The organism is Nocardia sp. NPDC050710 (genome assembly GCF_040654375.1).
Taxonomy (GTDB): domain Bacteria; phylum Actinomycetota; class Actinomycetes; order Mycobacteriales; family Mycobacteriaceae; genus Nocardia.
The window spans coordinates 165,626-191,818 of the sequence record NZ_JBFAHV010000001.1 but is presented as its reverse complement, the minus strand read 5'-3'; the positions used below and the strand labels follow the sequence as shown (position 1 = coordinate 191,818).

The window sequence follows — 26,193 nt, the reverse complement described above, 5'->3', positions numbered from 1 at the left end:
TTCGCATTCAGCCGACTGGGGCGGGAGCGCCCGGCATATTGTCAAGCGTGAGGCCGCCCTCGATGGTGTTCGGTACCCGGCGCCGGTTGGGGGAGCCGAGCGCGGTGGTGAGATCGGTGCCGTCGTGTTCGGCCAGCAGGTCGCCGCTGTCCCACACCAGCAGCGTTGCGCTGACAGTGTTTTCGGCGGCGGAGTGGGCCAGGTCGTAGTGCGCGCAGCCGGGCACATGGCTGTAGGTGATCCACAGGTCGTAGCCGGTCATGAACAGGTCCAGATCGAATTGCACACTCAGGCCGAGCAATTCGCTGCGTCCGTTGTCGTCGACACCGGCGAAGGCCTCGTCCAGCGCCAGCAGCCGGGGCGCCTGCGGATCGGCGGAGTCGAGCATGACGTGCGCGGCGGCGAAGAGCGGCAGGTGCAGCGAGACCGACTGCTCGCCACCGGACAGCGCGCTGTGCCGGGCCACGGTGAGCTTGTCCTCGCTGCCGTCGGCGGAGATGAGGGTGAACGAGAAGACTCGCCAGGTGCGGTAATCTAAGGTGGCGCCCAGGATTTCGGGGTAGGAGCGCTCCGGGTGCGCGGCGCGGGCGGTGCGGATCTCGGCGGCGAAGTGCGAGCGGATGGCCGCCAGATCCTCCGCGCCGAGCGCGGACGCGTCGCGGTCGAGCAGCTTGCACATGGCGCGTGCGGCATCGGAGAGGGTATCGGCGAGCACCCAGTGCACGCCGATGGTGTTGCCCGAGGACATGCGGCGCTGTTTCATCTCCGCGCCCATCCTGGTGATGAGATCGCGTGCGTCGCTGGTGCGTTCGTAGATCTGCTGCGCCAGGCCGGTGAGCAGCGCGTCCTCCAGGATGCGGCGTTCGGCGTCGGTGAGCAGTAGTTCCTGGTCGTGGCGGGCCTGGTCGATTCGGCCCGCGAAATCGGCCAGCGCGGAGACGCCGTGCTCGTCCTGCACCTGCACCACCGTGAGTCCGTCGGCGGCATCCCATTGCAACCGGTAGTCGCGTCCGGAGGTGGCCAGCGCGGCATCGAATTCCTGCAATGCCGCGGTGACCGCACTGCGGGTGGACTTGCGCGCGGCCTCGCCCGCGCGTACCGAAGCCGTTGCGGCGGCGAGGTTGTCGAACAGCGTCGCGACCTCCTCGGGCAGCACCTGCGGTTCGGCCTCGGGGCCCGCCTGGGAGATCCGGTACAGCAGTTGCTCCGGCGTCGACCAGGCCGCGTCGCTGCTCGGCCAGCGGCTGTCATCGGGGGCGCCGAGCAACCGGAGTAGGTCCGGCTGAGCATACGGGGCAAGGGTTTTCACGTCGGCGAGCACTTCGGTGAGTGCGGTGCCGAGCGACTCGTGTGCGGTCCGGTAAGCCGCCTCCGCATCACCGACCGCCTCGATCGCCTCGTTGGCCGCCTTGCGCGCGGCCTTCTGTTCGGCCCTGGTCGCCTCGATCCGCTCCCGCGCGGCCTCCAGCTCCCGGTCGATATCCGCGGCGCCCGCGCCGAGCGCCTCCCGCAGGGTCTCCAGCTTGCGCAACTGCTCCTGATAGCCGGCCTGGGCGGCCTCGGCCTCCTCGGCGAAGGCCTCGGCCAGGTCGCGAGCCTCGTCGTGTCGGTCGGCGCCCTCCCGTTCCCGTTCCCGTTCCCGTTCATGGTCGGTACGCAGGCGCAGCAGTCCGGTGCCGGTGTTCTCGAAGTGGCGGATGGCGGCGGCCAGCGCGTCGATCTCGCGCGACTCGCGCGGGGTCCGATGCTCGGTCGCGGCGGCACGCAGCTTCTTCTCCACCGCGGCGACCTCGGCCACCGCCTGATCCAGATCACGTTCGGCCTGGGTGGCGGCCTCCGAGCGGGAACGCATCATGCCCGCGGTCTCCGAGACCGCGCGCAACGCGCCGGTGATCGCCGACGGACGCGGCAGCGCCTTGGCGGCCGCGGCGATGCGCGCGAGTTCGGTGCTCGCCGCCGCCGCGTCGGCCTCGGCCTGTTCCCCGGCGGCGGTCGCGGTCTCCAATGCGGCCGCCAGTTCGGCCAAACGGAGTTCGCGGCGGCGGGCACGGGCGGTCGCGCCGATGAATTCCGCATCGGGCTTGTGGTGGCGGCCGACCTGGATGCCCTGCCGGAAACCCCCCGCGGTGCTGACCGCGACATCGGATCCGGCCCAGTCGCCCCGCTCGGGTCCGGCGGCGTTCTCGTCCTCGTGCACCGCGATGGAGGCCAGCACATCCGCGACGGTCTGCCGCGCCACCGCGAGCGAATCGGAATCCTCTTCCACCACAAGCATATCGGCCAGGGTGCGGCCGGTCGGGCGCAGCCGTGGCGGCAATGGGACGAGGAACTGATCGGAGCGATACCCCGAGGGCGCCTCGGATTCCGCGCAGACCCACGCGTCGAGCAACCCCGCCGATTGCAGCGCGGCCTCGATACCCGCCGCCGCGCGCGGATCGATATCGTCGGCGAAGCGCACCAGCTGCCAGAGCGGGGCGCCGGGGCGATCGTCGCGGGTGTCGGTGCGCGCGGCGAATGCCGGTGGCGCGTCATCGCGTTGGGCCGCGACCCGGTCCCGCTCGTCGTTCAGTTCGGCCAATTGGTCGGCGATCGAACTCGCTCGGGCCCTCGCCTCCTGTTTGCGGTTGCGCACCTCATCGAGCAGTGGCTCGGCACGCTCGGCCAGCACCTCCGCCACCCCGGCGGTGTCCTCCGAACCGGCGCTGCCCAGTGCGGCGTCGAGGGCGTCCAACAGGCCCTTCGCGATGGGGGAGTAGATGTCTCGGTGCTCGTTCCACCAGGTGCGCAGCTTCGCGGCCGCCTCGGCGCGCGCCACCGTGACGGCCGCCTCCGCGGCGGCGACCTCGGCGGCCGCCGCCGCGCGTAGCCCGACCGCGCGCTCGGCGAGTCGTTCGGCCCTGGTGCGTTCGGCCGCGGCGGAATCCATGAGTCCCAATGCCTTCCGGACCGCGCGCACATCGGCATCGCGCTCCTCGGCCCTGGCCCGGACGGCGGCGGTGAGGCTATCAGCGCGAGCGTCGCCGGACGGAGCGGTCCAGTCGATACCCGCCTCCTCGGCGGCGGCCCGCAGTTCGTCCTCGCCGCGGGCCAGCGCGTCGGCCGCGTTCTGCACCGCACTGCGGGCCCGTTCGGCCTCCTGTGCTCGCTGATCGAGGGTCTGCCTGGCCTTGAGGGCCTTGTCCCGGTGCACACTCGCGGAGGTCTCCAGCCTGCGCACCGCGTCGGCGAGATCGTCGAGCTGCTGTTTGCCCTCGTAGGCGCTGGAGCGCTGCAGGGTTTCCCGATCGGTCAGTGCCTGCTCGTACGCGCGGTCGGCGTCGTCGGCGCGGGCCTCGGCGGCGGTGCGTTCGGTCTCCCGGCGCTCCCGCAGCGCGGTGGCGGCGAACAACGCGGTGCTCGCGTGGGTCACCGCGTCGAGCCGGGTGCGCACCTGGTCGATATCGGTCTTCGCTTGCACCGCAAGGTATTTGCGGTAGACGGCAACGAAGGTGCGGGTCGCGCTGTCGGCGTGCACCAGACCCTCCAGGGTTCGGCCGACCTCCTCCATATCGCTGAAGGAACGGGCCGCGTCCAGGATCAGCTGTTCGTCGAGCGGGCGCAGGCCGTCGGTCAGCGCCTGCGAAAGTCCGCGCGGATCCAAATTTTTCGCCAGTTGCGGGCGGCGCAGGGTAAGGATCAGGTTGATCAGCTGGTCGTAGCGCTGGACGCCGAGCCCGAACATACGCGCATCGATAGCGGCTCGGTACTCGACGGGGCGGTCCACGATGGCGTCCGTGCCGATCTGCTCGGCCAGCTGCTTACGGGTGAACGGCCGATCGTCCGGGCCGATGAGCGAAAAGTCCACGCCCACCCGGCCGTCCGCGACGAAATACCAGCGGGTGACCTTGTCCGAGGATCGGGTCGCGCGCATGCCGATGCCTACGGTGACCGTCTCGGGGTCGTCCCAGCGGCCGCGGGCGAACTCCATCCACACGTACGAGTAGGCCGATTCCTGCTTGCGGTACAACAGGTTCGACTTCATCGTGCGTTCCTCGCCCGCGAACGGGTTGAGCCTGCGCGGCTCGATCCGCCCGTCCAGCACGAACGGGAACAGCACTTCCAGCGCTTTGGTCTTGCCGGATCCGTTGGGGCCGCGCAATACCAACCTGCCGTCGGCGAAGCAGAACTCCTGGTCCCGGTAATCCCACAGGTTGACGATCCCGGCGCGGGTCGGGACGAACCGCACTCCGCCATGAATGAGCGACACGGACTAGATCCCTTCGGTATCGGAGGCGGTGACGAACAGTTCCGCGGCCCGCTTCGTGCGCACGGTGACCACCGCGCCGCGATAGCGGGCCAATGCGGGCAGGATCAGCAGCCCGTCCTCGACCACCTGGATCAGGCGCAGCCGTTGCAACAGCGCGACCACCTCGGCGGTGAGACCGGGCACATCGGCCTGCCATTGCGCGGCGAAGGTGACACCGTATCGGTCGGTCAGCGCCCGCACGGTGTCGCCCACCCAGGCGGCCCCGACGAAGGGGTAGGTCACCGGCGCGGCGGGCTCGTCGTCCGGGGTGTCCGGCGGGGTGCCGAGCGGATCGCCGAGCGGCAGATCGGCCAGCGGCACGAAGACGGTGGATTCCGGGATGGCGTCATCGAGCTGTTCGACCAAGGCCAGCGCCGGATCCGGTGCGGCCGGACGCTCCGGCAACGGATTGTCGATGTCGAGCACCCGGTCGGCGATCTCGCCGATCAGCAGCAATGCGACCTGAGCGAGGGTGCCGGTGCCGGGGAAGCGGGTATCGGAGAGCCGCCCAGAGGTATCGATGAGCGCTACACCCTCCGCGCGCCGCTCGGCGCCGAGCCCGGTGAACAGCTCCACATCCGCGATGATGCGGTCCTGTGCGAGCAGTGAACGTTCCTCCGCCACCAGGTCTTCGGCGTACACCACGGGGCGTTCCACCAGGTTGCGGCGCACCCGGCGCGCGATATCCGCGGCCATCGGGTGGCCCGCCGCATGGGCCTCCTCGGCCAGCAGGCCGTGCACGCTGTGCAGGTGCTGCAATGCGCGCGGCGGCCGGAACAGTGCGAACACCACCGGCCGGTCGATGTCGTAGAGCGCCTCACCCACCTCGGGATCCGATGCCCAGCCGCCCGCATCGCCATCGGCGAGGGTGAGCGCGCCGCGGGCGGCGAGCCAGCCGACGGCGTCGACGAAGGCATCGCGATCGGCCGCACGATCCGGTGCGAGTTCGAGACCCTCGATCCGTCCCGTATACGCCGCGACCTGATCGGCCAGCTCTGACAACGTGATCTGATCGCCCGCCCGTCCCAGCGCGGCCAGCGCCAATGCCAGGTAGGCGTAGCGCCTGCGGTCGAAGACCCGATCGTTGACCGTGCGCGCCGGTTTGCCGGGATCCAGCCGATCGATGATCGGGAATACCCGGGCCGTGGTTTCGGTGACTTCGAGGCGGTAACCGAACAGTTCGGCCAGGTCCTCGCGCAATTCGGTGGCCCAGCGCCGAATCAACGGCAGCGCGATACGGTCCGGGTAGGTCCGGGTGACCAGATGATTGGCCAGGATCACCCGGGCCGCGCGCTGATAGTTGTCCAGCGCCAGTGAATCGATGCGTCGTGCGTGAATCATCCACGGCCCCCAGGTGATTCGGAAGTCTCGGCTCCCGGCCGGTCTCGGTGTTCCGGTCGCGGTTTCGCGTCGGACCTGCGCGATTTCGCGCTCGGCGCGCCATTGCCCGCCGAGGTACGCACGCGGCTCGCGCGCACGTCGAGCTTGCGGTTGTCGAGGTGCAGCAGGCCGCGTGCGGTGCGTACCACCGTGGCGCCGGGATGTGGGGAGACGGTCAGGGTGACCCCGCTCTCCGAACCTGTCGTCCCTGCTACCCGGCCGCTCACCGGGACCCATGCCGTCGATGCCGCGTCGAGCAGGCGCAGCAGCACCTCGGTTTCCCGTTCGTCCAGTTCGCGGTCGTAGATATCCGAGGCGGCAAGGGATTTCGCCGCCTCGGCGCGGGCGCGCTGGGCGTCGAGCTGGGATTCGCGCAGGCGGCGGATGCTCGCCTCATTGCGTTGGATGCGTGCGGGGGCGCCGGCCGATGGCGGGCGGCCGGTTTCGGCGAGGGTTCGGGAGATCTCCAGGGGCGGAGCCTCCCACCAGGATCGGATCGCCGGAATGACATCGGCGTCCGGATGCTCCATGGCCAGGTGGCGCGGACGCCCGAGTCCGAAGACCGCGTCGAAGAGGGCGTGCGCGCTATCGGCCGTCGGTGCGGCGGTGAACCATCCGGCCAGGTGCCGCAGCGCCGACTCCCGGCTGACCCCGCCGCGGCGGGTCTCGGTGACCCGGCGCAGCAGTGATAGCACGGCGGCGATCGCGCTCATGGTGGCCTCCCGCAGGCGATCGGCCTCCGTCGACTCGCTCTCGCCCGGCTTGGTCGACTCCGGCGTCACGAACCAGGTGCGCAGCCCGTGCCACCGGGCCCGCCAATCCGCCTGCCGCTGGGCTGGACTCAGCAGCACCCGCTCGTCGCAGCTCGCGGCGCGTTCGATGAGTTCGTCGACCCCCGTCGTCTCGATTTCGGCGATGGCGGCGGCGAGCCGTGGCGCGAACCGAGCCAGATCCATGCTGAATTCCCGCATATGCGCGAGCAAGGCGTCCTTGTGTGCCAGGAACGACGCCGGGGTGATCTCGGTGGTGCGGACCAGATCACCGAGCGACAGATAGAAATGCGCGGCCCGCGCCGCCATATCCGTCAACGCCGCATCCAGGCGGCGCAACGTTCGATAGACGCGTGGAGCATCGCCGACCCGGTTCGCCTCCGCGAGCGTCTGGAGATCCGCCAGGAGTTCCGGCAGCACCAGGCGGGATAGCGCGGCCTCGTCCAGCCGTGCATCGAGCACACCCGCCACCGCCCGATAGGCCTGAAAACCGCCCTGCGAGAACTGGTAGACGTAATGCCGATTCCGGTACTCGGCCAACGTCGCCGCCCGCGTCCCGTCGTAGCTGCGCTCCAGCACACCCCACTGATGCAGCTGCTCCAGCAGCGGCCCGATCTCGGCGGCGGTGAGCGGTGTGGCCTCGGTGCGAGCGCTACCGGTGCCCGTTGATCCGCCGCCATCGGCTGATCCGCTGTTAGCTGGTCGGCTGCCGTTGATCGATCCGCTCCGTTGAGCCGATCGGCTGCCGTCGGCAAGATCACCATCGTCGGCCGGATCCGCGGCCACGGCATCGCCGCCGCCGACCTGTCCGAGAGGGCTGCCCGCGGGGTCGGGCGCCGCGGGTCCGGCCGAGCCGCCATTGCGCCGAATCCACTCCGCGACGTCATCGGCGTGCAGCAACACCACGTACGCGGCCCGCGCACTGTCGAACGCCCGCAGCACCCACATGTACTCGGCCCGCTTCTCGGCCGTAGCGAACGAAAACAGCCGCAGCCGCTCATCCCAGCGGGCGGTATCGGCACCCATCGGGCCATCAGCGGAGTCGGTCACCGGGAACAGGGTAGTAGCGGGCCGATCGCCGCCCGCAGGAACAACCCCCGTTCGGCGCGCCCGCGTCCGGTTTGCCGCATGTTCGCTACACCTCGTATCGGTGGCTGGGTGAACTCATGCGACGGCTATCCGCCCTGTTCACTGCCATTGACGGTCTGGAATCACGCTGTGCTCGTTGCTATTCCACGGACAGCGCGCGCAACTGGTCCAGGTACATGAGGGTCCGCGGGTCACCGGGATAGCGTTCGATGATTTCGCGTGCGGCTTCCCCGGCGATCCACATCAGTGACGGAAGCGAGCGCCGTCTGCCGTCGAAGGCGCGCATCCCCTCGTCCACCGCCAGTTCGAGGTCGCGGTTGCGCACCGCGACCACGGCCAGGGTCAGATGGGCCTCGGAAACCCGCATGGGGTTGCGGACGCTGCCGTCGGCGCGGGTCGAGGTGCGGATCACCTCGCGGGCATAGGATTCGGCGAGGAGGTCTTCGCCCGCGACCCGGCAGCAGTCCATCGCGTAGAAATCGAACTTCTGCGGATCGACCACGAAATGGTTGTCCAGATTCGCCGGATGATCGAGTCGCTCCAGGATCGCTCGGCCGGTGCCGAGCGCGTTGTCGACCTCGCCGCGATCGCCGATCCGAGCCCACGCCTTGGCCCGCTGCGCGGCCAGTTGCACACCGACCCCCAAATTTTGGCTGTCCTCTTGCGCGGCTTCCGCCGCCTCGATAGCACCCCGGTAGTTACCTTGCGTGAGTGCGAACCAGGCTGCCATCTCCGCGGCCCAGCCGGTGATCTCCGAATGATCGGCTTCCTGGCCGAGCGAATAGGCCGCGCGCCGGGTCGCTTCGGCGGATGTGCGTCTGCCCAGGTCGTAATCCACACATCCGACGAGCAATGCGACCCATCCGGCGAGCACCAGGATTTCCCGGTGCTGGGACAGTGTCAGCCTGCCGTCCAGCAGCGAGGTGATGCGGCGCAACCAGGCCGTTCCCTCGCCGTGCAGATCGTGCGGATCGGCACAGGGGTATTCACAGCACAGCCGCTCGGCCGTGATCCGGATGGCGTCCAGGGTCGCCGCCGAGACATCGGACATCCGTAGTCTGCCAATGAACTCGAGTGTGTCCATGCCGGTAGCGGAGAGCAGCTCATCATCCCTGTTCGGACGGGCTTTGGGGAAGAAGGCCGCGGTCACCGTATCGAATGCGGCGGCGATGATGGGAGCGTAGAAATCGTCCGGACGCGACTCGCCCGATTCCCAACGGCGCCAGTTGCGTAGCAATGTGCTGTCGGTGGGTAGATTGTGTGCGGACTTCGCGCGCATCACGCGAACGGCGTCGGCTTGTGACCACCCCCTCGCGTCGCGTTCGGAACGCATCCGGACTGCCCAGACGGGTCGATCGTCTCCACCGGCCACGTCTGTAGTATCGCACCAGTTAACGAACGGTGGCCCGAATAGGGCATCTAGATGTCACTGGGTTGACACCTGCATTTGCAGTTTTGCATCCGACATCCTGGAAATGGAGCGGACAGGTTGCCAACCCCGATGTGGGAAGCCGATTCGCAGTACCGGAAGCGGCTCGGCCGCTATGCTCAACGGTTTCTGCGACAACGGTTTACCGCGATGCCCGGCAATGCTCGACCGTTTGCTCCATCTTCCGCAGTACCCCGCACGGGGTGATCCAGACAAGAGAACAGCGACCCAATCCAACGGAGGTTCGGGTGGAAGCGTTGATCTATGGATACTTGCGCGACGATTTGGCCGATGGCCACAGCGAGGAGCTCGAGGATGCGATGAGCACCCTCGCTCGCTCCGAAGGGCTCTGCTTCGCCGCAACATTCCATGAATCGACTTCGGGTGACGGCACGGCATTCGCCGAGCTGACACAGGAGCTCAAGCGCGCGGACGCGCACCACGTGGTGGTTCCGTCACTCGATCACTTTGCCGGCCAGACGATTCCGCGAGACATACTGATCGCGAAATTGGCTCAGGACGCGGCGGCCCAGGTCTGGACCGTCGAGAGCGCCGCACTGCCGAGCGAGACGGTAGCGACCGGCACGGAGTGAACGCAGCGACGGCACCGGCCGTCGTCGCACAACCGCCACCGTCCGGGTCGCGATCACACCGGCCCCGATGGCTGCCAGCAACGCCGCGACATGGTGTTGCCCGAATGACGGATACACCTGCCAGTGCAGTAGGTAGATGAACAGGGAGCTGTCGGCCACCAGTGCAGCGACACCGGCGACCAAGGCGGGCACCCGCACCGCGGGCAGCCAGATCAGTAGCAGCACACCGGCCATGACGAGGCGTTCCCGATCGGGCACCCCGAAGTAGCCGGGTACCGTCGCCAGTAGCACCGCGCTCACCAGCAGGCGTCGCCAGACAGTCGTCGCCTTCGCCGCGGCCCACCCCAGTGCGAAGAACAGACAGGCCAGGGGCGAGAACGGGATATCCCTATCCGGGTAGAGGCCGAACGACTGGTAGCGGAAGATCAGGGTGATCGCCACCAAACCCATGGCGAACCAGAAAGGTTCGCGCCGCTGCAGCGCATCCACGAACGGCACCCGCATGAGCAGCGCCGCCGCGAGCATGAAGTACACCAGCACCTCGATGAACCACAGATGCCCCGCGGTGTCGCTATCCCGCGGTCCCAGAATCTTGTTGAGCAGCAGCACATTCTGCCAGCTGTAGTAATCGGTGAACAGCAGCGTGAGCGCCACCCAGGCCGCGGTCGGCACCGCGATGAGCGCCACGGTGCGCAGGGCGTGCCGGAAGCGTTCGGCGCGCGGCGCCGCGGTCACGGCGAAGCGGGCGAAGTTGAACCCGGCCACCGCCAGCAGTATGTGCGCCGCGCCCCACAGCGCGAACAGTCCGATATGCGAGCCCGCTATCAATACGATTCCGGCCGCCCGCAGTGCGGTGCCGGTGTCGAGCGCGCGCCCGAAGGTGGGTTTGCGGTGCGGGGTTCGCTCGAGTTCCGCGACGGTGCGATGCGGCCAGTCGGAGGGCAGGGTGCCCAACGCGCGTTCCAGCCGGGCCGAAGTGGTGACATAACTCAGCGAATTGCCGCCGAGATCGATGAAGGTACTGTCCGGTCGGACCCGGTCGGGGTGGACGCCGAGGGTATCGGCGTAGAGCGCGCGGATATCGCGCAGCGGCGCCGTGGGCGTGGGCGGGCGCAGCGCGCGGATGGCCGGATAGTCGGGTTTACCGTTGGCCAGTCGCGGAATGGTGTCGACGGGGCAGATGCGCAAGGCGCTGCCCGGCAGTCCGGACAGCCGGGCCGCCGTCGTGGCGAGATCGGGGTCCGGGCGTTCGGCGGCGATCACCACCCGGTCCGCGGACTCGGCGCAGCAGGCGGTGAATCCGGCAGCCGTCAAACCGGATTCGAGGTGCTGCAGGTCGATGCGCAGACCGAACACCTTGGCGAACCGGCTGCGTCGCCCGACCACTTGATACAGACCATCCGGGGTGCGGCGCGCCAGATCGCCGGTACGCAGCGGCCCGACGGTCCGGCCGAGTGTGAGATCGGCGGATGTGGTGGCATAGCCCATCATCACATTCGGTCCGTGATAGACGAGTTCGGCCGCGTCGGCGCCGTCGACCGGTTCGAGGGTGAACTCCCCGCCGGGAATCGGCACACCGATGCATTCCGGATGTTCGCTCGCCAGTTCCGGTGGCAGGTAGGCCATCCGCGCGGTCGCCTCGGTCTGGCCGTACATCACGAAGAAACGCCAGCCGTCCCGCGCGCCGCGCCGGGCGTATTCGCGCACCCGCTCGGGTGCCAGCTTGCCGCCCGCCTGGGTGACGTAGCGCAGATCGGGTAGCCGCATGGCATCGAAGCCGACCTGGTCGAGCAGATCGATGGTGTAGGGGACGGCCGCGAACGAGGTGGCGCGATGCTCGCGGAACTCGTCCCAGAATCGCTCGTCGAGTACCGACCGCTCGGTGAGCAGCAGACTCGCACCGCGCAGCAGATAGCTGTGCAGCACCGAAAGCCCATAGCAATAGAACATCGGCAATGTGGTCGCGGCGCGGTCATCGGAGCCGATATCCAGGTATTCGGCGATGGCCCGCGCATTCGACAGCAGGTTCGCGCGCGAAAGCCGAACCAATTTGGGCGAACCCGTCGATCCCGATGTGCTCAGCAGTAGCGCGAGCTCGGGATGCAGCTCGTGCGCGGCGGTTTCGTGCCGGATGACGGCACGTCCGCTGTCGACGACGACATCCGGATCGTAGGTCGCCAGCAATTCCCCGGTGATCTCCGCGCCGAGCAGCACGGCGCACTCCGCGCTGAGCGCGCCCAAATACGTGACCAGCGAGTCGAGATCGTTGCGGCCGGTCAGCGCGACGAGCAGGCGCCGGCCGGGGAGTTGTTCGGTCGCGTACTCCTCGACGAGCGCCGCCAGCTGCGCATAGGTGACGTGCCGCAATTCTTCCCGCGCCCCTTCCGGCGTCGTGACGTGCGTCACGGGAGCGGGGGAGTGGAGGACGGCCGTCCGGTCGCCGAAGCTACGCAGGTGCGCGACGATCGGGTGAATGGCCACTCCAAAAGTCTATGCGGTTAGCCTTTCCTCACATATAGGTGGCCCCTCCGCGAACTTCTGGTGAACTACCTCGGCGACGGAACCGCCGGTGTCCGAAGGGATTACAGCCCGAAACTGCCGGGACCGCGCCTGCGCAGGTACTTTTCGAATTCGGCCGCGATGGCATCGCCGTCGATCTTGGCCATCGCGTCGTTCAGATCGACCGCGGCGTCGCCGCGCTCCTCGAGCGAGCGCACGTACTCGCTGATTTCGTCATCGCCCACGGTCATCTCGTTGACCGCGGTCTCCCAGTCTTCGGCCTGCTTGGGCAGCTCACCCAGCGGCACCTCGATATCGAGGACGTCCTCCACCCGGTGCAACAGCGCGATGGTCGCCTTCGGATTCGGTGGCTGCGACACATAGTGCGGGACCGCGGCCCAGAACGATACCGCGGGCACCCCGGCCTTCACGCACTGGTCCTGGAGCACGCCGGTGATGCCGGTCGGCCCCTCGTACCGGGTCTGTTCCAGACTGAACCGCTCGGCCGCTTCCTTGTTATATGCGGAACCGGTGACCGGCACCGGGCGGGTATGCGGGGTGTCGGCGAGTAGCGCACCCAGGATCACCACGGTCTGCACGCCGAGTTGCTCGATGAACTCGAGCAGATCCGCGCAGAAGCTACGCCAGCGCATATTCGGTTCGATACCGCGCAGCAGCACAACGTCGCGGTCGCTGCCGGGCGGCGAACAGACCGACAGCATGGTGGAAGGCCATTGGATTTCCCTGGTCACGCCGTCGACCTGGCGCACCGTGGGCCGGTTGACCTGGTAGTCGTAGTAGTCCTCGGAATCGAGTTCGGCTAACGGCTCGGCGTCCCAGATCAGTTCCAGATGCTCGACGGCGCCACTGGCGGCGTCACCCGCGTCGTTCCAGCCCTCGAAGGCTGCGACCAGCACCGGATCCCGCAACGTCGGCAGTTCCGAATCGGGAGTTTCACTGGGGTTCACCCGGTCAGCCTAATGTCTGTGAAGCATCGGCGCGTCCGCGACGCGATGCGATTTCCGGGACCTTCCACGCAAAAATTTCCGGTGCGAAGCATTCGCCGTGCTACAGACTCCCCTCGGTGGGGAGTGTGGCGCGGCACACGCCGAGGTCACATGCGCGGATACTGTTGCATGGATTGTCGGGGCCGCCCTCTACGCTTGTACACATGTCTGTGTCCAATTCCGCCGCGTTCGATACCACGCTTCTCGACACGCTTTCCCGGCGTGTCGTCATCGGCGACGGTGCGATGGGCACGATGCTGCAGGCTGCCGACCTGACCCTGGACGATTTCCGCGGGTTGGAGGGCTGTAACGAGATTCTCAACGACACCCGCCCTGACGTGCTGCGCAGCATTCATCGCGCCTATTTCGAGGCGGGCGCGGACGCGGTCGAGACCAACACCTTCGGCTGCAATCTGCCGAATCTGGCCGACTACGACATCGCCGACCGGATCCGCGATCTCTCCGAGCGTGGAACCCGGCTGGCCCGTGAGGTCGCCGATGAGATGGGGCCCGGCTCCGACGGCACACCCCGATACGTGCTGGGGTCGATGGGCCCGGGCACCAAGCTGCCCACCCTCGGTCACGCGCCCTACACCGCGCTGCGTGACGCCTACGCCGAGGCGGCGCTGGGCATGCTGGACGGCGGCGCCGACGCCATCCTGATCGAGACCTGCCAGGACCTGCTCCAAGTGAAGGCCGCCGTCACCGGCAGCAGGCGCGCCATGGCGAAGCTCGGCCGCCGGATTCCGATCATCACCCACGTCACCGTGGAGACCACGGGCACCATGCTGGTGGGCAGTGAGATCGGTGCGGCGCTGACCGCGCTGGAACCGCTCGGCATCGATATGATCGGCCTCAACTGCGCGACCGGCCCGGACGAGATGAGCGAGCATCTGCGCCATCTGTCGCGGCATGCGCGGGTGCCGGTGTCGGTAATGCCGAACGCCGGTCTGCCGGTGCTCGGCGCCAACGGCGCGGAGTACCCGCTGACGCCGGAGGAACTGGCGATCGCATTGCGCGGCTTCGTCTCCGAGTTCGGGCTGGCACTGGTCGGCGGCTGCTGCGGCACCACACCCGAGCACATCAGGCAGGTCACCGAGGCGGTGCGCGAGGTCGAGCCGACGCTGCCCGCGATCGGGGAGCGCCGCCATCCGGAACACGAGCCGAGCGTGTCCAGCATGTACACCGCGGTGCCGTTCGAGCAGGACGCCTCGGTCCTGATGATCGGCGAGCGCACGAATGCCAACGGCTCCAAGGCCTTCCGTGAGGCCATGCTGGCCGAGGACTGGCAGAAGTGCCTGGATATCGCCAAGGATCAGACCCGCGACGGCGCGCATATGCTCGACCTGTGCGTCGACTACGTCGGCCGCGACGGCACCAAGGATATGGAGGCGCTGGCGAGCCGGTTGGCGACCGCGTCCACCCTGCCGATCATGCTCGACTCCACCGAGACCCCGGTGCTGCGGGCCGGTCTGGAACATCTGGGCGGGCGCTGTGCGGTCAACTCGGTGAACTACGAGGACGGCGACGGCCCGGAGTCCCGATTCCAGCAGACCATGCAACTGGTCGCCGAACACGGCGCCGCGGTGGTCGCGCTGACCATCGATGAAGAGGGCCAGGCCCGCACCGCCGAGAAGAAGGTGGGGATCGCGGAGCGGCTCATCGCCGATATCACCGGCAATTGGGGTCTGCTGGAGAGCGACATCATCATCGACACGCTGACCTTCACCCTGGGTACCGGCCAGGAGGAGTCGCGGCGCGATGGTATCGAAACCATCGAGGCCATCCGGCTGCTGAAGAGCAGGCACCCTCTGGTTCAGACCACGCTCGGCCTGTCGAATATCTCCTTCGGCCTGAACCCGGCCGCGCGCCAGGTGCTGAATTCGGTGTTCATGCACGAATGTGTGCAGGCCGGACTGGATTCCGCGATCGTGCACGCCTCGAAGATCCTGCCGATGAGCCGGATTCCGGATGAGCAGCGCGAGACCGCGCTGGATCTGGTCTACGACCGGCGCACCGAGGATTACGACCCGCTGCAGAAGCTGATGGCGCTGTTCGAGGGCGTATCGACCTCCTCCTCCAAGGCCTCGCGCGCCGAGGAACTGGCCGCCCTGCCGCTATTCGAGCGGCTGGAGCGCCGGATCGTCGACGGCGAGAAGGCCGGTATGGACGTCGATCTCGACGCCGCCATGAAAGAGGTTCCGCCGCTCCAGATCATCAACGAGACGCTGCTGTCGGGCATGAAGACGGTCGGCGAACTGTTCGGCTCCGGCCAGATGCAGTTGCCGTTCGTGCTGCAATCCGCCGAGGTGATGAAGTCGGCGGTCGCGTACCTGGAGCCGCATATGGAGGCGACCGACGACAGTGGCAAGGGCCGCATCGTGCTGGCCACCGTCAAGGGCGATGTGCACGATATCGGCAAGAACCTGGTCGACATCATCCTGTCCAACAACGGCTACGAGGTGGTCAACCTCGGCATCAAACAGCCGATCGCGACCATCCTGGACGCTGCCGTGGACAAGAAGGCCGATGTGATCGGCATGTCCGGGCTCCTGGTGAAGTCGACCGTGGTGATGAAGGAGAACCTGGAGGAGCTCAACGCCAAGGGCGTGGCCGACCAGTTCCCGGTGCTGCTCGGCGGCGCCGCGCTGACCCGCGCCTATGTCGAGAACGATCTCACCGAGGTCTACGAGGGTGATGTGCACTATGCGCGGGACGCCTTCGAGGGGCTGCGGCTGATGGACGAGATCATGACGGTCAAGCGCGGCGGCGGCATCGACCCGAACAGCCCGGAGGCGATCGCGGAGCGCGAGAAGGCCGCCGAGCGCAAGGCCAGGCATGAGCGGTCCAAGCGCATCGCGGAGAAGCGCAAGGCGGCCGAGGTGCCGGTGGTGGTTCCCGAACGCTCCGATGTGGCCGCCGATCTGCCGGTGCCCGCGCCGCCGTTCTGGGGCACCCGGGTGGTGAAAGGCCTGGCGTTACAGGAGTACTCGGGTCTGCTCGACGAGCGTGCGCTGTTCCTCGGGCAATGGGGGCTGCGCGGCCAGCGCGGCGGCGAAGGACCCAGCTACGAAGAACTGGTGGAGTCCGAGGGCAGGCCGCGGCTGCGGCACTGGCTGGATCGGCTCTCCACCGAGGGCGTGCTACAGCATGCGGCGGTGGTGTACGGGTACTTCCCCGCGGTGTCCGAGGGCGATGACGTCATCGTGCTGACCGAACCCGATCCGAATGCGCCGCAACGCTACCGGTTCACCTTCCCGCGCCAGCAGCGCGATCGGTTCCTGTGCATCGCCGACTTCATCCGCGCGCGAGCGCGGGCCGAGGAGACCGGACAGGTCGACGTGTTGCCGTTCCAGCTCGTCACCATGGGTCAGCCGATCGCGGACTTCGCCAACGAGCTCTTCGCGGCCGACAACTACCGCGACTACCTCGAGGTACACGGCATCGGCGTGCAGCTGACCGAGGCGCTGGCGGAGTACTGGCATCGGCGGGTGCGCGAAGAACTGGTGCTCGAGGGTCATTCGGTCGCCGAATCCGATCCGGCCGACGTACAGGACTACTTCAAGCTCGGCTATCGCGGCGCCCGCTACTCCTTCGGTTACGGCGCCTGCCCGGATCTGGAGGATCGCGCGAAGCTGGTGGATCTGCTGGAGGCCAACCGGATCGGCGTGGTGCTCTCGGAGGAACTACAGCTGCATCCGGAGCAGTCCACCGACGCGTTCGTGCTGCTGCATCCCGAGGCCAAGTACTTCAACGCCTGACGACGCGCTGATGCGCCCGCCCGCCGCCCGGTATGTCCGGACATCGGGCGGGTTTGTCGCGCCTCGAGAGCGGGGGCGCGGTTTCGGTACATCCGATGTGACCTCGCGGTGAACGTCATCCGATCGGCCGGGGCGCTGTGATAGTACTCACCAGGGGGTGTGCGTCGGGGTCCGGTTGGGTCGATACCCGCCGTGACCTGGTATCAAGCACGTAATGTCGTGGTGCCGAATGGATGGCGGGGAGTTATCCGGTACCGCGCGGTACGGCGAGTTTGCCTGGTGACGGTAACTATTCGACCGGCCGGTCTCGTAGTCGGATCGGATGCGGCTGGATGTCTGTCGGTCGGGTATGCCATTGTCGACTGCGTTGCAACTGCATCCGGAGCAGTCGGCGGATGCGAACGCCAGAGCTGTGATGGGTGCAAAGCACTTCGGCGCGTAAGATTTTCGAAGGCCACCGAATTTCCTTTGCGCGCGGTTGTGCTGGATGGCTCGGCGTGAAGTAGGAGGGGCACAACCACATGACGGCGGACCGGTTGATCGCTGGACGGTATCGGCTCACCGATCCGATCGGCAGTGGCGCGATGGGTGTGGTCTGGCGTGGTACCGACGTCCGGCTGCGACGGACGGTCGCCGTCAAACAGTTGTTATTGGCGCCCAACCTATCCCGCTCGCAGGCGCTGGAAGCCAAATTGCGCGCCATGCGCGAGGGCCGGATCGCGGCCCGGCTGCACCACCCGAACGCCATCACCGTCTTCGATGTCGCCGAGGAGGACGGTCAGCCCTGGCTGGTCATGGAGTACATGGACGCGCCGAGTCTGGCGGTCAAACTCTCCGATAAGGGCACGCTGGCCCCGACCGAGGTCGCGCGCATCGGGGCGCAGGCCGCCGGCGCGCTGGCCGCGGCGCACGAGGCGGGCATCATGCATCGCGATGTCAAACCCGCCAACCTGCTCGTCGCCGCGGACGGCACCGTGAAGATCACCGATTTCGGCATCTCCCGCGCCGTCGGCGACGTCACGGTGACCGCGACCGGATTTCTCGCGGGCACCCCCGCCTACCTGGCGCCGGAGGTGGCGCGCGGAGAGGATCCGGAGGCCGCCTCGGATGTCTTCGCGCTGGGCTCCACCCTGTATGCGGCGGTCGAGGGCACACCGCCCTTCGGCGAGGGTGACAACCCACTCGCGGTGTTGCACGCCGTGGCCAGGGCGGAGGTGCCGCAGCCGCGGCACGCGGGTGCGCTCGGTCCGGTGCTGATGCGGCTGCTCGCCGCCACCATCGACGCGCGCCCGACCATGCGGGAAGCGCAGAAGGCCCTGGAAGACGTCGCGGCGGGCCGGGTTCCGGCGCTGGCGTCGGCCCCGCTGATGACCAAGGTGCTACCCGCGCCGGGCGGCGATGCGGGGGCGACCACCGTACTGGCCACACCGGGTACCGGGGTGCCGATCGGAAATTATTCGGACGCGACCGAATTCGTGCCCACCACGGCGGCGGCCACCGGGTCACCCACCCCGCCGCCGCCCGGCCGGCCCGGTGGCACGCTGCCCGGTGGCACCGGTGCGGGTGGGCCGAATAAACAAGTAATCGGCTTGGTCGCCGCCGCCGTGGTGGCGGCGCTGGTCGTCATCACCGTGGTCCTGGCGGCACAGAGCCGCGACGAGGGTGGGCAGACCGCGGCGCCCCCGGCCGTGACAGATTCCGCCACCGGGGCACCGCCGACGTCCTCGGAGACGGACACCGGTCCGGTCCAGCAGGAGCCCCAGGCACCCGTGGCCGTGTCGTCCACCGCCTCCGCGCCGAGCACCGCAGCGCCGAGTACCACCGCGCCGAGCACCTCGGCACCGAACAGCACAGTGACGAGCACTGCCGCGTCGTCCAGCACCGCGTCGTCCAGCGCCACCTCGTCCGTGCCTGGCTCGACCACTCGCCCGCCCACGACGACGGTCACCACCACGCCGTTCGGTCCGCCCACCGCCGAGCGGGTCACGAGCTTCATCCAGGGGTATTACGGCATGCTGCCGGGCAATGTCTCCGGCGCCTGGTCTCAGCTCGCGCCGTCCTACCAGGCCCAGACCGGCGGATACAACGCCTATGCGTCCTTCTGGTCCTCGATTCGCTCGGTCCGGGTCAACTCCATCACGCCGAGTGGCAACGATGCGGCGACGGCCTCGCTCACCTATGTCAAGACCGACGGCACGACGACCACGGAGAACCGCTGGTTCCAAGTCGCAGCCGACGGTAGCCGCCTGCTCATCACCGCCTCCAGCGCATAGGGCAGCGCGCGGTTTATCGGTGCCCCCGGATTGCCGAGTCGGTCCGGGTCGCGCCGACGGTGCCCGGGCCGATCCGGCAGACGGACCGGCGTCGAAGGGTGGGCCGAGTGCGGCGATATGCCGGGTGAGCTTCGCGCCAGGCCGGGCGTGCGACCGGGCCGGTGCGCACGCCGATCGAAATCGGGTGATGGTGCCCACAATCGGCGGCAGCGGGCCGGGATGCGTTGGCCGGGCGAAACGCCGGGCCGTTACCCTGGTCAGCGGTCGATCGCCGCTGGTACCGGCGGATTCGCGGTCGCACCCGAGGCCGGGCCGTCGCTCGCCCGCCTGATCCGTCATCGGCCGCCGAGGAGAAACCCCGACGTGACAGCGCGACTCACCGCGGTTCTGTGGGATATGGACGGGACGCTGCTCGATTCGGAGAAGCTGTGGGATATCGGCGTCCGGGAGTTGGCGATCGAATTGGGCGGGGTGATGACCGAGGAGATCAGGCACGCCCTGATCGGAGCCTCCGGGCCGAATGCCAGACGCATCCTGTTCGACGGCCTCGGGATCGCCGCGACGCCGGAGGCATTGACGGCCGCGGGTGAGTTCTTGGAACGCAGGGTGTCCGAGCTGATGACCGGACCCATTCCATGGCGGCCGGGTGCGAAGGACGCGCTGTCGTTCGTGCGCGGCGAGGGGCTGTCCTCGGCCTTGGTGACGAATACCGTGCGGTCGCTCACCGAATTCGGGCTGGACACACTGGGTCGCGACTTCTTCGATGTGTCGGTCTGCGGCGACGAGGTCACCGAGGGCAAGCCGGAGCCCGATCCCTATCTTCGCGCGGCGGAACTGCTCGGCGTCGATCCGCGCGATTGCGTGGCGATCGAGGATTCACCCACTGGCGCCATGGCGGCACAGGCGGCGGGCTGCGGCGTGATCGTGATTCCGTGTGAGATACCGGTTCCGGATGCGCCGGGCCGGGTATTCCGGGACTCGCTCGTCGGACTGACGCGGGCTGATCTGGAGAGTGCGCTCCACGCCAGGGGGTAGCGGCCGACCGGGTCGGCGATCGCGCGACGGCGGTTGTCGGTGTGTACGGCAATCGCTTTCCCACTCGGACTGGACGGTCCTCTTCGACGGTGTGCCGATGTACGCGGTGCGCGTCGACCGGGCGCCTGCCCGCTCGCGTCGTTCGGCAATTCCGGATACGGCATACCCAGAGTTACTGTGCCGCAACGCAAATGCGTGCTGATGATAGGTGTGACTGTAGTCACGGGCAATCTTTCCGAATCCCCGGGCGTGTCGGCGTGCGCTGCACCAAAATGACGCCATGACAGCGATGGGGGTTCTGGACGAGATCGTCGACACCATCCGGTATCCGCTCGCGGAACCGGAGGCGCCGCAGCGGCGCGCGGCGGTGGCGCGGGCACAAGCCGACTTGGACGACACGGGCTGCACGGTGCTGCGTGAGTTCATCCGGCCCGAGCTGATCGAGATGCTGCGGTCACAGGGCGAGGCGATGGCACCGGACGCCTACTACCGAGTCGAGCGGGTCAACGCCTACAACATTCCGCTCGATACCGAACTGCCACAGGATCATCCAGGTCGCATCGTGCTGGAGCGCGGCAATGCCTTCGTACCGCGTGACCGGATCCCCGCCGACGCGCTGATCCACCGGCTCTACACCAGCGCGGAGTTCCAGCGCTTCGTCGCGGACTGCTTCGGGCTCGCGGAGTTGCACGAGTTCGCCGACCCGCTGGCGGGGCTGTGCCTGAATGTGGTCGCCCCGGGGATGTCGCACCCATGGCACTTCGACACCAATGAATTCACCGTCAGCATGCTGACCCAACCCGCCGCCGAGGGTGGAATCTTCGAGTACTGTCCCAATATTCGCTCGCCGCATGCCGAGAACATCGATGACGTTCGGGACGTGCTGACCGGTGCGGAGGAGCGGCTCATCCGCCGGCTCGACCTGCGTCCCGGTGATCTGCAACTGTTCCGCGGCCGCTTCTCGCTGCATCGGGTGTCGCCGGTAACCGGTGGTGTCCAACGACATTCGGCGATCTTCGCCTACACCGACCGCCCCGGTGTCATCGGCACCGTGGAACGCACCCGACAACTGTTCGGCCGCGTGCTGCCCGACCACCTAGCCGCGGCCGATGTCGTCCGCGGTGACCGGCTGCTCGACTGAGCCACATCTCCGCGCTCGACCCGAGAGGAACGAAAAGCGTGCCAGTGCCGTTACATACGACCGGGAAAGCCTCCTTCGACGACATCTACGACCGCCCCGATCCTCGCGACTACTACGCCCGTATGTCCGAATTGGACTATCGCATACCGGAATTGGCGAAACCCTTCTTCGAACAGCAGATTCGCGAATATCGTGCCTCGGCCCGGGTGGACGCGCCGACCGTACTCGACATCGGATGCTCCTACGGCGTCAACGCGGCCCTGCTCCGTCTCGACACCACCATTACCGACCTGACCGCACACTATCGGGGCGCGGCCGAAGCCGACCTCGACACCCTCATCGACCGGGACCGCGCCCGGCTCGCCGCCGCCGACCGGTGTCCCGATGTCCGTTTCCTCGGTATGGACGCTGCCCGTCCCGCGCTCGCCTACGCGCACGCCGCCGGATTCCTGCACGAGACCGTGCACGCCGACCTCGAGGCCGCCGATCCCACCGACGAACAGCGCGACCTGCTGGCCTGCGCCGATATCGTGATCTCCACCGGCTGTATCGGCTACGTCACCGAGAAGACCCTCGTCCGCATCGCGACCGCGCATCCGCGGCGCAGGCCGTGGATGGCCCATTTCGTGCTGCGCATGTTCGATTTCGCGCCGATCGAGGCAGAGTTGGCCGCGCTGGGGTATCGCACCGAGCGGGTGCCCGGTATGTTCGAACAGCGCCGTTTCGCCTCCGCCGACGAGCAGAAACAGGTACTCAACACGTTGGCCGAGAAGGGAATCGATACCGCGGATCACGAGGCCGCGGGATGGCTGTACGCGAACCTCTATTTGTCTCGCCCGCTGCCCAAGCAACGACCCGAGGCCGACGGCACGGCCTGAGCGAACCCACCGCGCCCGCCCGTCGGCACCGGGTACGGACACGCCGTGCCCGTACCCCTTCCCAAACTTCGGCCCGAGGCCGAGGATCTGTTGTGAATCGACGCACCGCCCGCTCTCCGGAGACGCGGGCGGTGCGTCCGATTTCGCCGCAGTCTCTCCAGAACCGTCCACACCTACGCACCCCGAGGAATCCGACTTGAGTGACCGCACCTTCGCCGCCGAGGACCACCTGCCCCGGGTCCCGCTGCCCGCACTGGAGGAGAGCGCCGATCGCTTCCTGCAGTGGTGCACCCCGCTGCTGACCGACGACGAACTCGCCACCACCCGGGCGGCGGTCGATGATCTGCTGCGCGCGGACGGCCCGGGCCGCACCCTGCACGCGGCCCTACAGGAATACGACGCCACCCCCGGTGTCGGCAGCTGGCTGGACCTGTTCTGGCCGTCCCGCTATCTGGGCAGGCGGGACCGCATCGCGCTGAACGCCAACTTCTTCTTCCTCTTCCGCGACGACACCCCGCTGGCCGCCTCCACCGGCGCGAACCAGTCGGAGCGGGCCGCCGCCATCATCTCCGCCGCCGTCGACTACAAGCTGGCGCTGGACGAGGAGGCGATCCCGCCGGTCACCCAGCGCGGTCAGCAGCTGTCGATGTGGCAGAACAAGTACCTGTTCTCCGAAACCCGGATCCCGGGGGAGCAGCAGGACAGCGTGCGGGTGCCCTACAGCGACGAATGGCCCGGCCCGTCGCAGGCCCGCCATATCGTGGTGTTCTTCCGCGGCAATATGTTCCGGATGGACGTGATCGGTCCGGAGGGCGCACCCTACGCGCTCGACGACCTCGTCGAGGGGCTGCGCGCGGTACAGCAGAGGGGCGCGCATCCGGCCCGCACCGATACCGCCGTCGGACATCTCACCACCAAGGCCCGCGCCGAATGGGCGACCAGCAGAACGACATTGCGTGCCGAACCGGCGAATGTCACGGCCCTGGACACACTCGAGACCGCGCTGTTCTGCGTATGCCTGGAGGACTTCACTCCGCGCGACAGCCTGCACGCCTGCGACCAGTTGTTGCACGGCGACAGCGCGAACCGCTGGTTCGACAAGGCGGTGTCGTTCATCGTCTTCGGCGACGGCCAGGCGGGCATCAATGTCGAACACTGCGGTCTGGACGGCACGACCATCCTGTCGTTCGTCGACGTGCTGCTCGAAACACCTGCGGCCGAACACGCCATCCGCTCCGGTGCGCAGCCGCAGGGCAAACCCGCCGTCGAGCCGATCGAATTCGTCCTCGATGACGCGCTGCGTTCGGATATTGCCGCCGCCGGCGCCGACTTCGCCCGCTACGCCGCCGAAAACGCCACCACCACGGTCTCTTTCGAAGGGTTCGGCACCACCCGCGCCAAGCAGCTCGGTATCTCACCGGATGCGTTCGCGCAGTTGAGCTATCAGCTGGCGCATCGCCGCAGCAAGGGATTCACCGGCGCGACCTACGAATCCATCGCCACCCGCCAGTACCGCAACGGCCGCACCGAGGCCATGCGGGTGGTCACCCCGGAGATGATCGCCTTCGTCGACGCCATGCAGGATCCGGCGGTGGCCGCCGAGGCCAGGCTCGTGGCCGCCCGCACCGCGGCGAGCGCGCACGTCGAGCGGGCCAAGCAGTGCCAGGCGGGCGACGCTCCCGAACAGCATCTGTGGGAACTGCAGTGGATTCAGCGCCGGCGCGGAGCCGAGCTCGGCGTCACCGATCCGATCGCGCTCTACGACAGCCCCGGCTGGCTGATCATGCGCGACGACTACCTGAGCACCAGCTCCGCCCCATCCGTCAATATCCAGTACTTCGGTTTCGGCTCCACCAGCCCCACCTGCATCGGCGTCGCCTACGTCCTGCTCCCGGACCGCTGGAACCTCTACCTCGCCACCCCGGAACCGGTCGCCGACCAGATGTACGCCTTCGCCGACCATCTGCGCACCGCCGTCGCCGACCTGGAGGCCCTGCTTTCCGGTAACTGACGCGCCTCGCGGCGCGGGCGCACCCACGTGATCATCCGTGGGTGCGCCGCGAAACAGCGTGTCCCGCCGGGCTATCGGTCGTCGGGGTCGCGCATAGCCAACACCTCGGCGAGGACGCGGCCCGATCGGGCGGCCGACCGGCGTCGCGCCCGGACCTGGGCGGCGGTGCGCGGACGGAACTTCGGTTCCCGGCCGCACCCGCAGGGCTCGAAACCGTGGTACGTCAGCCCGGCGTCGAACACGGCGGCCACCGCCGACCATCCCGAATCGTCGCGTCGGCGCGGCGCCGCGAAGTCGTGACCGGCGTAGATCATGGGGGTACGGCACCGGGGACACCGAGGTGCGACGCCCCGCGAGCGTTTACCAGTGTGTCGGCAGGGCACGCAGACGAAATGCACGCGGGGATTGATTTCGCCGTAGGTACACACGCCCACACCATAGGACCCGACGGCCGCGCCTGTTCAGTGATTTTTTCCGGGGCTCGGCGCCGATCGACGCGGGCGGGGTGATGCGGTGTGCGGGGGTCTGAAAGAATGACCCTTCGTGAAGAACTTCGAATCCCTGTTCGCCGAGCTGCAGGACCGTGCCGTCACCCGCCCCGAGGGGTCCGGCACCGTGGCCGCATTGGACGCCGGCGTACATGCCCAGGGTAAGAAGGTGCTCGAGGAGGCGGGCGAGGTGTGGCTGGCCGCCGAGCACGAGAGCGACGAATCGCTCGCCGAGGAGATCTCGCAGCTGCTCTACTGGGTCCAGGTGCTGATGGTCGGCCGGGGACTGAAGCTCGAAGACGTGTACCGACATCTGTGACGGCCGCAGTCACGCCGCCGCGGCGAGCCACCGTTCAGGACACTGTCACCCCCGAAAGGACACTCTTCCCATGCTGCGCGTCGCAGTCCCCAATAAAGGCGCTCTCTCCGAATCCGCGACCTCGATCCTGGCCGAAGCCGGTTACCGTAAGCGCACCGATTCGCGCGATCTGACCGTGCTCGACCCGGCCAATCAGGTGGAGTTCTTCTTCCTGCGGCCCAAGGACATCGCCATCTACGTCGGCTCCGGTGAGCTCGACCTCGGCATCACGGGTCGCGATCTGGCGCTGGATTCCGGAGCCCCCGTCCGGGAGCGGCTCGCCCTCGGATTCGGCCGCTCCACCTTCCGCTATGCCGCCCCGGCCGGGCGCGAATGGAAGGTCGAGGACCTCTACGACAAGCGCATCGCCACCTCGTACCCGAACCTCGTGCTCACCGATCTGCGGCAGCGCGGCATCGAGGCAGAGGTGATCCGTCTGGACGGCGCCGTCGAGATCTCCATTCAGCTCGGGGTCGCCGACGCCATCGCCGATGTGGTCGGCTCCGGCCGCACCCTGCGCCAGCACAATCTGGTCGCCTTCGGCGAAACCCTCTGCGATTCGGAAGGCGTGCTCATCGAGCGCGACGGCTCCGACCAGCAGGACCGGGCACGCAATCAGCTCATCGCCCGCGTCCAGGGTGTCGTCTTCGCCCAGCAGTACTTGATGCTGGACTACGACTGCCCCAAGGCGCTGCTCGAGCAGGCCGTCCGGATCACCCCCGGACTGGAATCGCCGACCGTCTCCCCGCTCGCCGACGCGGACTGGGTCGCGGTCCGCGCCCTGGTCCCGCGCAAGCAGGGTAACGACGTCATGGACCAGCTCGCCGAACTCGGCGCCAAGGCTATCCTCGCCACCGACATCCGCTCCTGCCGCGCGTTCTGAGGTAGTTCGGCCCGGCCGCGGGAGGAACGTGGCCGGGCTCGGGATGAAGCGGGACCGGGCAGGGCGCCCAAATGTTTGCCAGAAGATCGCCCTCTAACCTTGTCTGCGCTGCGCACGGCATCCGGAGATGGGCCCGGCCGTGGCGGCCATTCGGGCTTCTCGATGGGACTCGACCGGTAGTCGAGCTTGCCCCCGGGGTCGGTAGGGCGTTCGGATATCGGACGATCGGGTCCCGGCGGCCGCGGCGAGATGGTGGCGGACTCTTGTCCGAAATGAGCAGATCAAACTGTCCAAATGGACATTTCGGTGGCGT

Annotated in this window: 14 protein-coding genes and 1 pseudogene; 8 read left to right on the top strand and 7 right to left on the bottom strand. The window is 68.0% G+C overall.

The annotated features are described in order from the left end of the window. Positions 1 to 7 precede the first annotated feature (7 nt). From AB0H61_RS00860 to AB0H61_RS00835, 6 genes and pseudogenes are all read right to left on the bottom strand, one after another. Positions 8 to 4,246 carry a TIGR02680 family protein gene (locus AB0H61_RS00860; RefSeq protein ID WP_357297589.1) on the bottom strand — a complete coding sequence of 1,413 codons (4,239 nt, stop codon included), beginning with the start codon at positions 4,244 to 4,246 and terminating at the stop codon, positions 8 to 10. Between the two features lie 3 nt (positions 4,247 to 4,249). Then, the gene (locus AB0H61_RS00855; RefSeq protein WP_357299770.1) at positions 4,250 to 5,623 is read right to left on the bottom strand and encodes a TIGR02678 family protein; all 1,374 of its coding nucleotides are present in this window, start codon (positions 5,621 to 5,623) and stop codon (positions 4,250 to 4,252) included. Between the two features lie 134 nt (positions 5,624 to 5,757). Next, a pseudogene (locus AB0H61_RS00850) lies at positions 5,758 to 7,428 on the bottom strand (TIGR02677 family protein); the annotation flags it as partial. 235 nt (positions 7,429 to 7,663) lie between these two features. Further along, a complete protein-coding gene (locus AB0H61_RS00845; protein ID WP_357297588.1) occupies positions 7,664 to 8,803 on the bottom strand; it encodes an XRE family transcriptional regulator in 1,140 nt (379 codons plus the stop codon). Positions 8,804 to 9,408: 605 nt separating this feature from the next. Continuing rightward, positions 9,409 to 12,027, bottom strand: a complete 2,619-nt coding sequence (locus AB0H61_RS00840; RefSeq protein ID WP_357297585.1) for an AMP-binding protein — start codon at positions 12,025 to 12,027, stop codon at positions 9,409 to 9,411. Between the two features lie 101 nt (positions 12,028 to 12,128). Next, complete coding sequence (locus tag AB0H61_RS00835; RefSeq protein WP_357297583.1) at positions 12,129 to 13,013, bottom strand: PAC2 family protein; 885 nt, start codon at positions 13,011 to 13,013, stop codon at positions 12,129 to 12,131. Positions 13,014 to 13,216: 203 nt separating this feature from the next. On the opposite strand from AB0H61_RS00835, the gene metH reads away from it, so the two are divergent. From metH to AB0H61_RS00805, 6 genes are all read left to right on the top strand, one after another. Further along, a complete protein-coding gene (gene metH / locus AB0H61_RS00830; RefSeq protein WP_357297580.1) occupies positions 13,217 to 16,813 on the top strand; it encodes a methionine synthase in 3,597 nt (1,198 codons plus the stop codon). 521 nt (positions 16,814 to 17,334) lie between these two features. Continuing rightward, positions 17,335 to 19,086 (top strand): serine/threonine-protein kinase, encoded by a 1,752-nt coding sequence (locus AB0H61_RS00825; protein WP_357297578.1) that lies wholly within the window; start codon positions 17,335 to 17,337, stop codon positions 19,084 to 19,086. Between the two features lie 363 nt (positions 19,087 to 19,449). Further along, positions 19,450 to 20,121: an HAD family phosphatase gene (locus AB0H61_RS00820; protein WP_357297577.1), complete on the top strand. Its 672-nt coding sequence runs from the start codon at positions 19,450 to 19,452 to the stop codon at positions 20,119 to 20,121. Positions 20,122 to 20,401: 280 nt separating this feature from the next. Further along, on the top strand, positions 20,402 to 21,262 hold the full coding sequence (locus AB0H61_RS00815) for an arpA protein (RefSeq protein WP_357297576.1): 861 nt from the start codon (positions 20,402 to 20,404) through the stop codon (positions 21,260 to 21,262). 38 nt (positions 21,263 to 21,300) lie between these two features. After that, positions 21,301 to 22,140 carry a class I SAM-dependent methyltransferase gene (locus tag AB0H61_RS00810; RefSeq protein ID WP_357297574.1) on the top strand — a complete coding sequence of 280 codons (840 nt, stop codon included), beginning with the start codon at positions 21,301 to 21,303 and terminating at the stop codon, positions 22,138 to 22,140. A gap of 196 nt (positions 22,141 to 22,336) precedes the next feature. Continuing rightward, positions 22,337 to 24,151, top strand: coding sequence for a choline/carnitine O-acyltransferase (locus AB0H61_RS00805; RefSeq protein ID WP_357297572.1), 1,815 nt, complete (start codon positions 22,337 to 22,339; stop codon positions 24,149 to 24,151). Between the two features lie 71 nt (positions 24,152 to 24,222). Here the strand turns inward: AB0H61_RS00805 and AB0H61_RS00800 are convergent, their stop codons facing one another. After that, positions 24,223 to 24,465: a hypothetical protein gene (locus AB0H61_RS00800; RefSeq protein WP_357297570.1), complete on the bottom strand. Its 243-nt coding sequence runs from the start codon at positions 24,463 to 24,465 to the stop codon at positions 24,223 to 24,225. 229 nt (positions 24,466 to 24,694) lie between these two features. On the opposite strand from AB0H61_RS00800, the gene AB0H61_RS00795 reads away from it, so the two are divergent. Both AB0H61_RS00795 and hisG read left to right on the top strand, forming a co-directional pair. Further along, positions 24,695 to 24,958, top strand: a complete 264-nt coding sequence (locus AB0H61_RS00795) for a phosphoribosyl-ATP diphosphatase (protein ID WP_357297567.1) — start codon at positions 24,695 to 24,697, stop codon at positions 24,956 to 24,958. A gap of 70 nt (positions 24,959 to 25,028) precedes the next feature. Further along, positions 25,029 to 25,880 (top strand): ATP phosphoribosyltransferase, encoded by an 852-nt coding sequence (gene hisG / locus AB0H61_RS00790; protein ID WP_357297565.1) that lies wholly within the window; start codon positions 25,029 to 25,031, stop codon positions 25,878 to 25,880. Positions 25,881 to 26,193: the final 313 nt, after the last annotated feature.

Bases quoted from the DNA above. Each gene is read 5' to 3' on its own strand.
- AB0H61_RS00845 (WP_357297588.1), bottom strand. From the start codon at position 8,803: ATGCGCGCGAAGTCCGCACACAATCTACCCACCGACAGCACATTGCTA.
- metH (WP_357297580.1), top strand. From the start codon at position 13,217: ATGTCTGTGTCCAATTCCGCCGCGTTCGATACCACGCTTCTCGACACG.
- AB0H61_RS00825 (WP_357297578.1), top strand. From the start codon at position 17,335: ATGACGGCGGACCGGTTGATCGCTGGACGGTATCGGCTCACCGATCCG.
- AB0H61_RS00815 (WP_357297576.1), top strand. From the start codon at position 20,402: ATGACAGCGATGGGGGTTCTGGACGAGATCGTCGACACCATCCGGTAT.
- AB0H61_RS00800 (WP_357297570.1), bottom strand. From the start codon at position 24,465: ATGATCTACGCCGGTCACGACTTCGCGGCGCCGCGCCGACGCGACGAT.
- hisG (WP_357297565.1), top strand. From the start codon at position 25,029: ATGCTGCGCGTCGCAGTCCCCAATAAAGGCGCTCTCTCCGAATCCGCG.